Consider the following 15,123-nt stretch of genomic DNA (forward strand, 5'->3'; position numbering starts at 1 on the left):
GGGACAGAAGGAATCAGACGGCCGGGGAACGGTAGGGCAAGACAAGGTAAGAACAGGTACCCCCTTCGGGCTTCGCCCCACGGTTCCCGAACATGCTCTGACCTGGGGAAACGGGAACCTTGCCGGGTGGAGGCCAGTATCCGCTAGGCTAGACGCCGGATCTTCCCGATCCCCCCGCCCTCGTAGCTCAGGGGATAGAGCGCGGCTCTCCTAAAGCGGGTGTCGCAGGTTCGAATCCTGCCGATGACGCCGCCCTGCTCGCCGACCGGGAAGCCATGCCCGAGGACCTGCGGGTTGCGGCGTTGAACCCTCCAGGACAGGGACTCCACCCGTTTGCCTGCGGCCTGAGCTCGCAACTGGTACTCGTCCCGGATGGAGCGCGCAGCCTCCTCGGCCCGTGCCTTGTCCCTGAACGCCCGGGAGTTGGCCAGCTTGACGTATCTCCGCTCGGCCTTACTGGTGCGCTTCTCCATACCGGCGAGAAGGTCTGCCACCTCATCGGCAACCGAGTAACTGAGCAGGCCAGACCCGATCGCTGTGGTCGCAGCCAGCAGCCCGAACGCCAGCCCCGAGGCGGTGCCCTCGCGCCGCAGCCGGGACGGGTGACTCAGGTGATTCCCCCCAGCGCGGCATCCCTCCGCGAGCGCGCGGCACGATCCTTCGCCGTCGACCCGCAGAAGATCAGCGTGACCCAGTCGTCGGCCAGCGGTGAGCGATCCCTGAGCACCGCGGCGCAGTCCGAGACGACGCGGACCGTCACGTCCCGGCGGATGACAGCGGGGCCGGGGCGCGAGAAGCACCGGAGTTACCGCGGCTTCACCGCCGTCTACTCCGCCCGGACCGGCCAGCTCCTCGAAGCGTGCTGGGGCGCGATGTGCCGCCCCTGACCGAAGGCCGTCGGCAACTCGCCTTCCGCCAGGACCGCCACGGGCCTTCCCGGTCAACGCCTGTTCCAGACCACCGCACTTCGCGTCGCTTCCCAGGGAGCACATCCGTATGCAGCACCTGAACCCTCGAATACGACTGGTCCGCTGGGCCCGCCTGGCGGCAGCCGCCTGCGCCATGACCCTCTTGACCACGACCGCGGCTACCGCGGCCACCGACCGGGCGGACACCTCACGACGGACCAGCACCGCGAGGTTCGTCAGCGCTTCGTCCGTCCCCAAGTCCGAACTCCAGAAGCTGAACCGCCCCGTTCGGCTTGCCACCTACCAGCGCCGACACGGTGTACACGTACCGATCGACCGCACGCTCCGACGCGCACCCGCCGACGACCCGACCGACCTGCGCCAGCAGTGCGCGAACCACGCGGCAGCCGCGAAGACCCAGACCGGCTGGATCAAGAGCCGCTTCGAGAGCTGCCAGAAGAAACCGTACGACCTGGTCCTTCGCGACAAGAACGGCACCGAGGCCATCGGCCGTCTCTGGTTCGACATGTGGACCCTGGGCTTCGCCTACGACGGCAGCCGCCGGGTCGACTACATCGCCAGCGTCGAGAACATCCGCGTGCAGACCGTCGGCACCGAGGACGCCACCAAGTGGAGCGCGGGCCAGTTCTTTCGGCACAGCGTCAACGCCAGCTCCAGCGACCCCAACCCGCAGGTGACCGCCCCGAACACGGTCTCGCGGGACGAACTCCTCGGCGTCTGGGATACGAACCCCACCTGGACGCTCACGTACACCTCCCCCGACCTGGGCGCCCAGTACAACAACGGCAACCAGCAGAAGGTCGCGGCGACGGTCTTCCTCGACCTCACCGTCTCCTCGCCCACGGTCTCCCCGTACAAGGAGGTCGACGCCTACCACTCCGCCGTCCGCTTCGACTACGCCGGCCCCGTGGCAGGCAAGTTCCTGGGTACCGTCTTCACCGGGGCCCGCGTGCAGCTGGTGATGAGCCGCAAGGACTCCGCCGTCAAGGAGAGTGCCCTGCACATCTACGACGCCCTGAAGCGCCCGGAGCGCACCTTCCCGTCCTTCCAGGGCAAGACCGTCCCCGGCGGGAAGGACCCCCTTCACCGGCTGATCGACAAGGACAAACAGCAGGCGAACCGCACCAAGTCCATCAAGGAGTGTAAGAAGGTGTGGGGCGACTACTCGGGCAGCGGCCTGGAGTGCGACGAGTACCCCTTCGCCAGCACGAAGGACGGGTCGAACAAGGGTGACAACCGCTACTCCGTCCGCCTGATCAGCGGCACGGACAACCGCAACGGCGGCAACCGGCTCGACGAGATGTACACCACCAACCGTGTCCTGGACGGCGACGCCTTCTACGTGAAGATCACCGATTGACGGACGATCCGGCAGATCTGATCGGATCTGCCGGATCCGGCAGAGAGGCATCCCATGGCGCTCCTCGCCGAATTCAGCGTCACCGCAAGCCCCGACCGCCGACTCGTCGAGGTCTACGACGCCGACGCCTACCTCGGTGACGAGGAGGCCATGGACGCCGCGGAGGTACAGGTGGTGGCGGGCAACGGCTACCACCTGTACCTCCTCAGTCTCCAGCCCGACATCGACGTACGGATCACCGCCCGCGTCTGGGACACGCCCCCCAAGCCGCCCGCTGACGCCGAGGGCCACGTCCCGGTCAGCATCGAGTCCGCGACCGGCACTCTGGTCTTCGGCCAGCTGCCCCTGGGCCCGGCCGGCGAGATGCCCCTGCCCCGCCCGGGCGTGTACGAGGGATACGCGTGGTGGGCCGGGCGCGCAGCGGCCTCCGCCTACTACGACGAAACCCTCGGTGAGATCGCCGACGACTGGTCCCCCGAACAGATCCGGGAAGCCTGGAGCCGGTGCCCGGCCGACGAACGCTACGTCCTCGATCTGTCCTTCGTACGGGAACCCGCCCCGGACGAGGAGGACGACGAGGACGACTGACAGACCGCGTTCGAACACGACAGCGCCCCGGGCAGAGTGCGAGTCAGATCCCGGGGCGCCGTTCCACAAAGGAAACGGTCGTGTTCCTCAGTACCCTCCGGCAATGGTGTCTCCGCCGGCACCAACCACGGGCCCCGAGCTCTCCCCCGCTCATCGGCGCCGGTGGCTGGTGACTGCGCCCGGGCGACAGCCGACAGCCCCGGGCCGCCCCACGGCTGTACCAGGGCCTCGGGTCCGGGCCGCAGGGTCTCGGCAGTCGCCTCGGCACGGACCGGCTCGCGGCATACGGCCGACCACGGGGAGATCGCGGGGCCGGAACACGGGCGACTCTGTGTGAAGGCCTGGCCACGATTGCCCGGGCAGGGGGTGCGTCGGGGAGAATGCCCGAACGATGACGTCGACGCCTTCCGGACCGGCACGGACCGAGTACGCGCCCTTCGCCCACCTCACCGTGCCCAACGCCGCTCTCTACCGCCAGGTGATGGGTACCTTCCTGACCGCCAAGGAACGCTTCGCGGTCCATCTGCGGCCCGAGGACGTGCACGCGGCACTGCCGCCGGAGCACCGGCCCGCAGACCTGGACGCGGTGGTCAAGGCGCTGGACAGTCTCGTCGACTGGGGCAATCTGCGGGCGGATCCGGACACCTCCCGGGTCACGGCGGTCGAGGACTTCTACCGCAAACGCTTCATCTACCAGCTCACGCAGGCCGGCGAGGCCGCCGAGCAGGCGTTGTCCGTCTACGACGAGGCACTGGGACGGCGCGGCGCGCTGCAAGCGGTGGCTCTGCACGACATCGTCACCCAGCTGCGGGCCTTGTTGATCATCACCGCCGAGCAGGAGGAAGGCAGGGCGGACGCGGCAAAGGCACACCTGGCGCTGTCCACGCTGACGAGCCGGTTCGAGGCGCTGGCGGAGAACGCGCGGGCGTTCATGGGCTCCCTGCAGCGCACCATCGACCTGCACGATGTGGACGTCGAGCTCTTCCTCGCCTACAAGGACCGGCTGATCCAGTACCTGGAGCGCTTCATCCAGGACCTGATCACCCTGGGTGGACGGATCGCCCTGCTCATCGGCGAGTTGGAGGACCAGGGCCGGGTCGGTGTGCTGCTCAGGCTGGCGGCGTCCCGGGAGGCGGCCGACGGCGCCCCGGACGAGGCCGAGAGCGCCGAGGCTCGGGCGTACGAGCGGTGGGTTGCCCGGTGGTCGGGGCTCGCCGCCTGGTTCGTGTCCGCGGACGGCCGCGACTCGCAGGCCCGCCTGCTGCGTGGCCGCGCCCTTGGGGCGATCCCGCAACTCCTGGCAGTCGTACGACAGTTGAACGAGCGACGGGCCGGACGCTCGGATCGCTCGGCGGACTTCCGCACCCTGGCCCGCTGGTTCGCCGAGGCCCCCGACGACGCGGCGCGGCACCGGCTGTGGCGCGTCGCGTTCGGGCTGTATCCGGCACGGCACCTCACCGTCGACGCCGATACCCTCGACCGGCGCACGGCCCGCCCGGTGGCGGCCGCCACCCCGTGGGCCGAGGCCGAGCCGCTGCGCATCAGCCCGCAGCTGCGCCGCACCGGCAGCTACGAGCGGCGCGGAAAGGCCCGCAGGGTGCAGGACCGGTCCGAGCAGCGCCGACGCCTGGCCGAGATCGCCACGAAGCAGGCGGAGGAGATCACGACCGCCCGTGCCCGCCTCGCGACGGACGGCACCACGCGGCTGTCCGCGCTCGGCGAGCTCGACCCGCTCGCCTTCGGCCTCTTCCTGCAGTTGCTCGGTGACGCCCTGGCCACCTGGCGGCCCGGCATGACGACCACTGTGGCGACCAGTAACGACGGCACGATGGAGATCCGGCTCACCGCCCTGGCGGACGGCACGACGGCCGAGATCCGCACCCCCGGCGGCACCTTCCGCGGCCCCGACCACACGGTCGAGATCACCGACCTCACCCGGACCGGGTGGATACGCGTGGCCGACAGTCCTACGGCGGAGGAAGGATGACCACACCCCTGGGCGAGGTGCTGGACGACCGGCGCGCCGCCGAGTTCCACAAGGCCGCCCGCGCCCTGCTGAAGGAGCCGCTGTTGCTCGCGCACGGCCCGTACGCCGACGAGTTCCGTCTGGTGCGGCAGCACGCTGCCGAACTGCGCGAGTGGTTCGACCGCAACACCGGCTGGCCGCTCAGGGTGGACGCGGAGTCCGCCCGGCTGGGCAGGGCCCCCGGCTCCCTGGCCGACCCCACCCATCCTGCACGCGAGGCCTCCCGCGCCCGCGCGCCCTTCACCCGCCGCCGCTATGTGCTGCTGTGCCTGGCGCTGGCCGCGCTGGAGCGGGGCGAGGCACAGATCGCGCTCGGCCGGCTCGCCGAGCAGGTGGTCCTGGACGCCGCCGATCCTCAACTGGCCGCCGCGGGAATCGAGTTCACACTGGAGCGGCGCGACGAGCGGCTCGATCTGGCGGCGGCGGTACGACTGCTCATGCGGTACGGGGTGCTGCGGCGGGTGGCCGGGGACGAGGACGCCTATGTCAGCGGGGCGGGCGATGTGCTCTACGACGTCCAGCGCCGTGTCCTGGCCGGGTTGCTCGCCACCCGCCGCGGCCCTTCGATGATCGCCGCCGACTGTTTCGAGGACCGATTGGCCGAGCTGACCGCTGAGAGCGCCCTGGACAGCGATGAACTGCGGTTCCGTGCCATCCGTCAGCGTCTGACCCGGCGTCTGCTGGACGACCCGGTGCTGTACTACGCCGAGTTGACCGACGAGGAGCTCGCCTACCTGACCCGCCAGCGCGCCTTCATCGCCGCACGCATCACCGAACTGACCGGCCTGGTCGCGGAGGTGCGGGCCGAGGGCATCGCCATGGTCGATCCTCTGGACGATCTGACCGATGTGCGGATGCCCGAACAGGGCACCCACGGGCACGTCACCCTGCTGCTGGCCGAGCACCTCGCGGCCGTGGACGGCACAGTGAGCCGCGGCGAGCTGGAGCGCCAAGTGCGGGAACTCACCGCCGAGCACGGTGGGTTCTGGTCCAAGAGCGCCAAACAGCCGGGGGCAGAAGGGGAATTGGTCGAGCAGGCGTTGGCCAAGCTGACCGCGCTCGGCCTGGTCACCGCCGTACCCGGCGGCGTCATACCGCTGCCGGCGCTGGCCCGGTACGCGGTCGGCGAGACCGTCGTGAGGGAACCGGGAGCCCGAACCCCCCACACCTCTCCTCAGCGAAAGGCCTGACCGCCGTGACCTCCCTGCCCACCCCCGCGCCCGGCCGGTGGCGGCCGCTGCGCATCGGCCTGGTCGACCTCTTCTACTACGACGTCGAGGAGTTCTGGTTCCGCGACGGCCGCCTGCTGCTGCGCGGCAACAACGGCACCGGCAAGTCCAAGGTCCTCGCGCTGACCCTGCCCTTCCTCCTGGACGGCGACCTGTCCGCGCGGCGCGTGGAGCCCGACGCCGACCCGGGCAAGCGCATGGAGTGGAACCTGCTGCTGGGCGGTCAGCATCCGCATTCCGAGCGGCTCGGCTACACCTGGATCGAGTTCGGCCGCCGCGACGAGGCCACAGGACAGGTCCGCTTCCTGACCCTCGCCTGCGGGCTGAAGGCGGTGGCCGGGCGGGGCATCGCCCGCCACTGGTACGCCGTCACCGACCAGCGGATCGGCCCGGAGCTCAGCCTGCTCGACGCCACCGGCACCGCGCTGTCGCGGGACCGGCTCGCGGAGGCGCTCGCAGGGCACGGCATGGTGTACGACACGGCCACGGCGTACCGCAGAGCGGTGGACGAGGCGCTGTTCGGGCTGGGTGAGCGACGGTACGCGGCCCTGGTGGACCTGCTCATCCAGCTGCGCCAGCCACAGCTGTCCAAGCGGCCCAACGAGACGGCGCTGTCGCGGGCACTGACCGAGGCACTGCCGCCCATGGACCAGGCGGTGATCGCCGACGTCGCCGAGGCGTTCCGCTCCCTGGACGAGGAGAAGGAGGAGCTGCGGGCGGCCACCGAGGCCGAGCGGGCCTCCTCCGCCTTCCTCGATCACTACCGCCGTTACTCCCGCGTCGCCGCCCGCCGCCGCGCCCGGCTCCCCCGCCACGAACACGCCCGCTACGAACAACTGGGCCGTGACCTCGCCCAAGCCCAGGCAGAGCGGTCCCAGGCCGAGGAGGACCGGGAGCGGGCCGCCGGGCGGATGGCAGAGCTGGAGGGGACCACCACACGGTTGAAAGCGCAGGACGCCGCCCTGCGCGAGGGCCCCGAGATGCGCAGCGCCCGCGAGCTGGAGCAGGCGGCGGCCGACGCCCGCCGCACCGCCGGCGACCTGAGCCGCGCCGAAACGGACCGGGAGCAGGCCGCCCAGGCGCACACCCGCGCCCTGGGCCGCCTAGAAACCGCCGACAGGCGGCTGACGGCGGCGGAGCAGCAGGTGGCGGACATACTTGCCCACGCGCGGGAGACGGCCTCGACCGCCCGGCTCGACGGTGAGCTGCGCACCGAGGGTGTGCCGGAGGCCGAACTGCGCCGTGCCGCCGAGGAGTCGGTGGCCCGCAGGCGGCGCACCCTCGACCACGTGGAGGAGCTGGCGGCGCGTGCCGAGCAGGCCGCAGCCGAGCGCCGCGCCGCCGCCCGCCGCCTGGACGAGGCGCAGACCGAGGCCGGGCACACCGCCGAGCGGCAGGCCCAGGCGGAGGCCGCCGCGGCCGAGGCGGGCCGGGAACTGGTCGTTGCCGTACGCGAACACCTCGACGTCTGCGAGGAGTTGTCGCCCCAGGACCCGGCGGGGCTGCTGGACGGCCTGCAGGACTGGGTCATGCACCTCCAGGGCCCCTCCCCCGCGCGCGTGCACGCCGCCGACGCCCATCGCGCCCGGGCCGCATACCTGGCCGACCTGACGGCCGCCCTCGGTCAGCGGTTGACCGAACTGGACGCCCGCCGCGCCGAGACCGAGCGGGAGTTGGCCGGCCTGGAGGCGGGCGGCCAGCGCGGCCCCGCGGCGCCCCACACCCGTACGCCCGATGTACGCGAGCAGAGGGCCGGAGCTCCCCTGTGGCGTCTGGTCGACTTCCACGATCACGTCCCGGCCGGTGAACGCGCGGGCCTGGAGGCGGCGTTGGAGGCCTCCGGCCTGCTGGACGCCTGGGTCTGCCCGGACGGGACCGTCCTCCACTCGGACGGGCACGACGTGCTGTTGTCACCGGGTGCCCCGCTCCCCGGAAGCACGCTCGCCGAGATGCTGCGCCCGGCCTTGGACCACGGTGACGCTCGCGCCGTGGCAGTGGACGAGCAGACGGTCGCCCACCTCCTGGCCTCCGTGGGTCTCGGTACCGGTCAGGCCTCCGACGGATCCGGCACTGTGTCTTCCCGGGGTACAACCCCCGGACCCCCGGCAGTAGAGCAGGTCGGCGGGGATGACCAGCACGAACATCGCTCGACAGTCCTGAGTGACACCTGGGTGGCGGCGGACGGCCGCTTCCGCGTCGGAGCCCTGACCGGCAGCTGGTCGAAGGAGGCCGCCGCATACGTGGGCGAGGGCGCCCGCGAGGAGGCACGCCGGGCCCGGATCACCGTACTGCGACACGAACTCGACTCCCTGACAGGCGACATGGCCCGCCTGGAGACCGAACGGTCCGGTGTGGCCCGGCGCCGCCGCACGCTGGATGCCGAACTGGCAGCCGTCCCCGACGACGACGCCCTGCGCCAGGCGCATGCGCTGGCCGCAGCCGCCACGGACGCCGGCCAGCGGGCCCGTGCTCGCCAGGACGAACGCTCCGCCGAACTGGCCGCGGCGGCCCGGCAGGAAGCCGAGGCCGGCACCGAACTGACCGACACCGCCGCCGCCGTGAACCTGCCCGCCGACCGGCCTGGGATGGCCTCCGTCCGCCAGGCGCTGGCCGATTACACCGCCGTCCTGGCCGCGCTGTGGCCCGCCCTGCGCGAACGCGCCGGCGCCGGGCGAGCTGTCGCCGACGAGCGCGCGGAAGCCGAGCGGGCCGGCGCTCAGGTCGCCGAACTGGCCCTGCGCGCCGAGGAATCAGCCCGCCTCGCGGCCGCCTCCGAGGAGCGCCACACCACCTTGCGCGCCACCGTCGGCATCGCCGTGGCGGAGCTGGAACGCCGCCTGGCCGCCACCGCGGAGGCCCTGGCCGGGTGCGACCGCGACCAGCGCCTCGCGCGCGAGGAACACGGGTCCTGCGACCGGCGCGCCAGCCGCGCGGAGGGCCGCATCGAGCAATTGGAGAAGGACGTACACGAGGCCGCCGCCTCCCGCGCCGGGGCGATCGCCGCGCTCCAGCGGTTCGCGGCCACTGGCCTCCTGGCCGTAGCCCTGCCCGAGGCGGCCGTGCCCCCGCTGGACGCAGGCCCGTGGGCGGCCACCCCGGCCGTCGCCCTCGCCCGCGCCGTCGAGGCGGAGCTCACCTCGGCGGACGACTCCGACGGCGCCTGGGAGCGCGTGCAGAAACGGCTGAGTGAGGAGTACAAGAAACTCCAGGACGCCCTCTCCCGCGGCGGCCACACCGCCACCGCCCGCATGGTCGAGGACGGCATGGTCGTCGACATCGTCTACCAGGGCCGCCGGAGCACCGTCCCCGAACTGGCCCAGGCCCTCGCGACGGAAGTGGCCGAACTGGCACGCATCCTGTCCGCGCACGAACGCGAGATCCTCGAAACCCACCTGCTCACCGAGGTGGCGGGCACCCTGCAGGAGCTGATCTCAGCGGCCGAGCGACAGGTGCGGGCGATGAACGCCGAGCTCCAGGAGCGGCCCACCTCCACCGGTATGAAGCTGCGCCTGGTGTGGCGCCCCTCGCGCAAGGCACCGACGGGTCTGGCCCAGGCCCGCGAACGCCTGCGCCAGTCCGCCGACGCCTGGGCGCCCGAGGACCGGGCGGCGGTCGGCGAGTTCCTGCAGGCCGAGATCGCCCGCCGACAGTCCGACGACGCGGCGGGCAGCTGGCTGGAGGTACTCACCGCCGCGCTCGACTACCGGGCCTGGCACGAGTTCGGCATCGAACGCCACCAGCACGGCACCTGGGTTCCGGCCACCGGACCCGCCTCGGGCGGCGAACGCGTACTGGCCGTGTCCGTGCCGCTGTTCGCCGCCGCCTCCTCCCACTACGCCACGGCCGCCCCCTACGCCCCCCGCCTGGTCACCCTGGACGAGGCGTTCGCGGGCGTGGACGACGACTCGCGCGCCAAGTGCCTGGGCCTGCTGCACGCCTTCGACCTGGACGTGGTGATGACCAGCGAACGCGAATGGGCCTGCTACCCCGAGGTCCCCGGCATCGCCATCGCCCAGCTCTCCCGCGTCGACGAGATCGCCGCAGTGCTGGTGACCCGCTGGGACTGGGACGGCACCGAGCGCGTACGGGGAGCCGAACCGGACCACCAGTTGGCGGTGCTCCCCGCCCAGCCGGAGCCCCCGGCCGCTACGGTCGGTACGGCTGCAGCCGTACCCGGCGACATCACCGACGGCGACCAGGACCCGCTGTGGGCATGAGCACGCCCGGGATCTCTGGAGAACCCGGCCCGTACGTCGACCGCGACCGCCTCGGCCGGCTGCTCGGCGACCCCGGCCTCACCTGGCTGGTCGAGCGCGTACGCCGCCGCCTGGAGCGAGAAGAGCCTCTCACCGGCCCGGTCACCCTGACCGCTCCCACCAGCGCCGAACGCGCCGCCGCCGAACGTCTGCTGGGCCGCACCCCACGCGCCGGACGCTCGCTGACCGTGCGCCTCGACGCGGTGGACACCCTGCTGCGCCGCTCCGGCATCAGTCCCGAGGGTCTCGCCATCGCCGTCACCTCTCTCACCGGCCCCGTCACCCGGCTGACCGACGTACGCGAACAGGAGGCGAACGCCTGGCAGGACGCGTACACCCCACTCAGCACGCTCCAGCCCGAACTGGCCGACTGGGCCGCCCGGTTGCGCACGGACGGCCTCGTACGCCGCCTCGCCCGCACCCCGCCCGCGGCGAAGTCCCTGCTCACCGACGCCACGACGGCCCTGCGGGCCCTGCCCGCCCACCCCGCCGTCTCCCTGCCCGCCTTCGCCGCCGGCGCACTGTCGGACGCCCACGCCCTTGACGACGGCACCCCGCTCGCCACCCTCGTCCTGTCCGGTGTCCGTGCCCTGACCGGCTTCCCGGACGGCAGCGGAACCGAATGGCGCCGCGAGGCCTGGGCCTCGGCCGGCCTCCTCAGGGACGCCCTCTCCTCCACCGTCCTCACCCTGGGCCTGCGCGGCACGCCCGCCCTCGACTGGACGGGCGACGCGGGCGAACCTGCCGTCCTGACGCTGCGCCAGCTCACCCGCACCCCGCCGAGGATGGCACCCGCCACGGTGTACGTGTGCGAGAACCCGACCGTCCTGGCCACCGCGGCCGACACCCACGGCCCCGCCTGCGCGCCCCTGATCTGCCTCCAGGGCCAGCCCTCTGCGGCCGCCCTCACCCTGCTGCGCCACCTGCACGCCCACGGGTGCACGCTCCGCTACCACGGTGACTTCGACTGGGGCGGCCTGCGTATCGCCACCGCCCTGCTGCACCGCGTCCCCTGGCACCCCTGGCACTACACCGCCGCCGACTACCGCACCGCGGCCGCCGCCACGCCCCTGGCCCCACCCCTGACCGGCACACCCACCACCGCCGTATGGGACCCGAACCTGTCCCCGGCCCTCGCCGAACTCGGCGTACGCATCGAGGAAGAGACAGTCCTCGACAGCCTTCTGACCGACCTCGCGCCCTGAAGCCGTCGTGCAGACCGAGCGTGGGCATCAGTGGGCATCACACGTCTACAGCCCGGCCGTTCCGGTCGGCACGCACCGCCTCCACCAACTGCCGGGCCCGCTCCGCGCCGCCCCTCACCGCCTTCCGCAACGACTGATGTCGGCCTGGGAGTGGTGGGCGGCGGCCTCATCACCCGTGTGCCGGCGCAGCCGCCGCCTTCAGGCGGACAGCCGGCCCGAGCCCACCTCCGTTCGGCTTCGGCCGCTCAGTCCCAGGGCGAGGGCTCGTCAGCCACGTGCGGGCAGTCCCCGCGGTGCACCATCCACGTGTCGTGATCATCCGGATCGACACCGGCCCAGGACAGCGCCGCCGTCTCCACCGGAAGCAGCACATCGGCGACGGGACCGCCACACACCGTCCCGCAGCCGCGCACGAGCTCCTTCGATGCGGTGAACGCGATATCCGTCGCGATCAGTTCGGCGTCATGCCCGGGCGGAATACGCGCTTCGGCCAGCAGCCGCCGCTCCACCGTGTCCCGCAGGAGCAGCACCCGGTGCTCCTCCTCCAGTGCGCTGCGCTCGCGCCGGGACCGCATCCGCGTCGCGCGCACCGCCGCCTCGACGAAGAGGGCGGTCAGCCAGTCCAGCAGCGAATCGCGCCCGGTCCGGGCGCCGACGCCCGCGCCATCCTTCGGCTCGACCTCGGTCCCTGCACCGGGCCGATGCGCCAACGGCTCGACCGAGAGCAACAACGCCAGCGGCGGCCAACCAGCCACGAGCACCGGCCGCCAGGTCAACTCCGGTGCCGCCGCGATGTTGGCCGCGAGGGACACGACGGTTCCGAGCAGAAACGCCAACCGCACCACATTTCGCGACCGCCGGTCGTCACCGCCCGGCGGCTTCAGCACCCCATCGACCGACAACGGCCACAAGGCCGCACTCATCGCATCCGCACAGGCCGCGAGCCGAACAACGGGCCTCACCGACCGCCCCCCGCGCCGTAGGCCAGAAGCCCCCCTCAACTACAAGCCGCGGTGCAGGACGGCGCGAAGAGGATCCTCGTCGTGCACAGTGACCCGGCCGCGTTCGTGAACGTGGCCGAGCAGGTGGAGCCGGTCGCGAAGAAGGTGGCTCCCTCGATCGAGGTCGACCGGCTGCCGGTCAAGTACCAGACCACCGACCACACCTCCGTGATCAGCAAGGTGAAGGCCGCCCAGACCCAGGCGGTGGTCCTGATCCTCACCTCCCCCGAGGCCGCCAAGTCGACGCTCTCGCCGACCAAGGACGCCACTGAAGGACTCAAGGCCGTACAGCTGGCGAAGGCGCCCTCCGACGACGACCCCGCGGTGAAGGAGTTCCGGACCGCGATGGCCGAGTACGAGCCCGGTCAGACCGCCGGATTCCTCGCCCTGTGGGGCTGGAGCAACGCAAAGGTGCTCGCCGAGATCACGAAGACCGTCAAGGGGCCTGTCACGTCCCAGGCCCTCTACACGCCCCCGGCACGCGACTGAGAGCCCACCCCGGTCCCGGGGACCGCAGCAACACAGGGGCCACACCCTTGTCACCGGCGCCCGGGGCCTCGGACCGGACGTCCGCATCCGACGACGTCCTTGCCCCGTCCCTCACTCCCACCTAACCTGACTTTGTGCCGATAATAAACAAAGTCCCAACGCACAACGCCGTGCCGGGCAACGCCCTCGGCCGCCTCCGCACCGTCCTCACCGTCTTCTTCGCCCTCGACGGCTTCATCTTCGCCGGCTGGGTCGTCCGCATCCCCGCCATCAAGCACCAGACCGGCGCCTCCGCCAGCACCCTCGGTCTCGCCCTGCTCGGCGTCTCCGCCGGAGCGGTCGTCACGATGATGCTCACCGGCCACCTCTGCCGCCGCTACGGAAACCACCGGGTCACCGTCGTCTGCGCGGTACTCCTGTCCCTCAGCGTCGCCCTCCCGCCGCTGACCCACTCGGCGCCGGCCCTCGGACTGGTGCTGCTGGTGTTCGGTGCCGCGTACGGCGGGATCAACGTCGCGTTCAACAGCGCAGCGGTCGATCTGGTACGGACCCTGCAGCGCCCCATCATGCCCAGCTTCCACGCCGCCTTCAGCCTGGGCGGCATGGTCGGTGCCGGGCTCGGCGGACTGGTGGCCGGGCACGTGTCGCCGACCTGGCATCTGTTCGGTCTCACCGTCATCGGGCTGCTGGTGACGGCCGTCGCCGGACGGCAGCTGCTGCGCATCGAACCGCCGGTGCCGCCGGTGCCACCGGAGCGGACGGAGCCGAAGACAGGAACCCCGCGGCGACCGGACCGCCGGACACGCGGCCTCGTGGTCGTCTTCGGGCTCATCGCCCTGTGCACGGCGTACGGCGAGGGCGCGATGGCCGACTGGGGCGCCCTCCACCTGCAGGAGGACCTCGGGGCCTCGCCCGGAGCCGCCGCCGTCGGGTACTCCTGTTTCGCCCTCACGATGACCGTGGGCCGCCTGACCGGCACGACCCTCCTGGAGCGCCTCGGCCGCACCCGCACCGTGGTGGCCGGCGGCACCACCGCGGCGGCCGGGATGCTGCTCGGCTCTCTGGCCCCGTCACTCTGGGCCGCACTCCTCGGCTTCGGTATCGCGGGGCTCGGCCTCGCCAACCTCTTCCCCGTGGCCGTCGAACGCGCGGGCACTCTCGCCGGCCCGACCGGCGTCGCCACCGCCTCCACCCTCGGCTACGGCGGCATGCTCCTCGGACCGCCCGCGATCGGCTTCATGGCCGACTGGTTCTCCCTGTCCACCGCTCTGACCAGCGTGGCCGTACTCGCGGCGACAGCGGCGGCGATCGGCTTCGGTACACGCCGGGTCTCGGTGAGCCCCGCCCCTCAGCGGGGCCGCAGCTGAGTCACCCGCCACAGCCGGCGCGGCAGTTCGCCCTCCTCGAAGGCGTGCACGTTCAGCCGCTCCCAGCCTTCGGCCAGCGCGTCGACGAGTTGCCGGTCGAAGAAGTGCACCGCGAAACCGCCGTGCTCGAAGATGTCGTCGCCACGGCCGATGCCCGCGCCGTAGTGGGCGTCGCCCTGGTGACGGACGGTGTAGACGAAGGCCCCGCCCGTACGCAGCACGCGCCGCACCTCGCCCACCAGCGCCCGGATCTCGTCCGTGGACAGCGCCATGCACAGCAGCATGTGCGCGAAGACACCGTCCACGGAGGCGTCCGGGAGCGGCAGCGGCCGTCGTACGTCATGGACCGTCGTCGTCACCGAGACCCCCGACTCGGCTGCCCTGGAGCGGAGTTGGGCGAGTCCTTGTGCACTGAAGTCGGTGGCGTGCACGGTGAAACCCGTGCGGGCCAGGTACAGGGAGTCCCGGCCGTGGCCCGCCCCCAGTTCCAGTACGTCCCTTGCGCCGACGTCACGGAAGACACTGGCGGCGTGCACCGCGGGGGCGGAGGGCTCGTCGCCGTACATGCCCGGATGGTCGGTGTACGTCTGCTCCCAGTGGCGCTGCTGATCCCGGTCGTTCATGGTCGCACCCTAGGTCTCGCGCGACGTCGAGGCATCCTTCACCGACATCC

General features: G+C 72.1%; 11 protein-coding genes and 1 tRNA gene. 10 read left to right on the forward strand and 2 right to left on the reverse strand.

Annotated elements, in window-relative coordinates; translation table 11 throughout:
- Positions 1–181: 181 nt before the first annotated feature.
- The 8 genes from PH203_RS28195 to PH203_RS28230 all read left to right on the forward strand — a co-directional run bounded on the left by PH203_RS28195 (position 182) and on the right by PH203_RS28230 (position 11,593).
- A tRNA-Arg gene (locus tag PH203_RS28195) sits at positions 182–247 on the forward strand.
- A gap of 364 nt (positions 248–611) precedes the next feature.
- Positions 612–887, forward strand: a complete 276-nt coding sequence (locus PH203_RS28200; protein ID WP_289923336.1) for a hypothetical protein — start codon at positions 612–614, stop codon at positions 885–887.
- Between the two features lie 109 nt (positions 888–996).
- A complete protein-coding gene (locus tag PH203_RS28205) occupies positions 997–2,289 on the forward strand; it encodes a NucA/NucB deoxyribonuclease domain-containing protein (RefSeq protein ID WP_289923337.1) in 1,293 nt (430 codons plus the stop codon).
- 54 nt (positions 2,290–2,343) lie between these two features.
- Positions 2,344–2,877, forward strand: a complete 534-nt coding sequence (locus PH203_RS28210) for a hypothetical protein (protein ID WP_289923339.1) — start codon at positions 2,344–2,346, stop codon at positions 2,875–2,877.
- Positions 2,878–3,268: 391 nt separating this feature from the next.
- Positions 3,269–4,864, forward strand: coding sequence for a TIGR02677 family protein (locus PH203_RS28215; protein WP_289923342.1), 1,596 nt, complete (start codon positions 3,269–3,271; stop codon positions 4,862–4,864).
- Positions 4,861–6,093, forward strand: a complete 1,233-nt coding sequence (locus PH203_RS28220; protein ID WP_289923344.1) for a TIGR02678 family protein — start codon at positions 4,861–4,863, stop codon at positions 6,091–6,093. The genes PH203_RS28215 and PH203_RS28220 overlap by 4 nt, the downstream gene beginning before the upstream one ends.
- 5 nt (positions 6,094–6,098) lie before the next feature.
- Complete coding sequence (locus PH203_RS28225) at positions 6,099–10,349, forward strand: TIGR02680 family protein (protein WP_289923346.1); 4,251 nt, start codon at positions 6,099–6,101, stop codon at positions 10,347–10,349.
- The gene (locus PH203_RS28230; RefSeq protein ID WP_289923347.1) at positions 10,346–11,593 is read left to right on the forward strand and encodes a TIGR02679 family protein; all 1,248 of its coding nucleotides are present in this window, start codon (positions 10,346–10,348) and stop codon (positions 11,591–11,593) included. The genes PH203_RS28225 and PH203_RS28230 overlap by 4 nt, the downstream gene beginning before the upstream one ends.
- 245 nt (positions 11,594–11,838) lie before the next feature.
- On the opposite strand, the gene PH203_RS28235 is transcribed toward PH203_RS28230, so the two are convergent.
- On the reverse strand, positions 11,839–12,516 hold the full coding sequence (locus PH203_RS28235; RefSeq protein ID WP_289923349.1) for a hypothetical protein: 678 nt from the start codon (positions 12,514–12,516) through the stop codon (positions 11,839–11,841).
- Positions 12,517–12,636: 120 nt separating this feature from the next.
- Between PH203_RS28235 and PH203_RS28240 the strand changes: the two genes are divergently transcribed.
- Together PH203_RS28240 and PH203_RS28245 are read left to right on the forward strand one after the other, a co-directional pair.
- Complete coding sequence (locus tag PH203_RS28240; protein ID WP_289923350.1) at positions 12,637–13,083, forward strand: hypothetical protein; 447 nt, start codon at positions 12,637–12,639, stop codon at positions 13,081–13,083.
- 170 nt (positions 13,084–13,253) lie between these two features.
- Positions 13,254–14,450, forward strand: coding sequence for an MFS transporter (locus PH203_RS28245; RefSeq protein WP_289923351.1), 1,197 nt, complete (start codon positions 13,254–13,256; stop codon positions 14,448–14,450).
- On the opposite strand, the gene PH203_RS28250 is transcribed toward PH203_RS28245, so the two are convergent.
- The gene (locus PH203_RS28250) at positions 14,432–15,073 is read right to left on the reverse strand and encodes a class I SAM-dependent methyltransferase (protein WP_289923352.1); all 642 of its coding nucleotides are present in this window, start codon (positions 15,071–15,073) and stop codon (positions 14,432–14,434) included. The genes PH203_RS28245 and PH203_RS28250 overlap by 19 nt on opposite strands.
- Positions 15,074–15,123 lie beyond the last annotated feature (50 nt).

The sequence above is a fragment of the Streptomyces sp. S.PB5 genome (assembly GCF_030403745.1).
GTDB lineage: Bacteria > Actinomycetota > Actinomycetes > Streptomycetales > Streptomycetaceae > Streptomyces.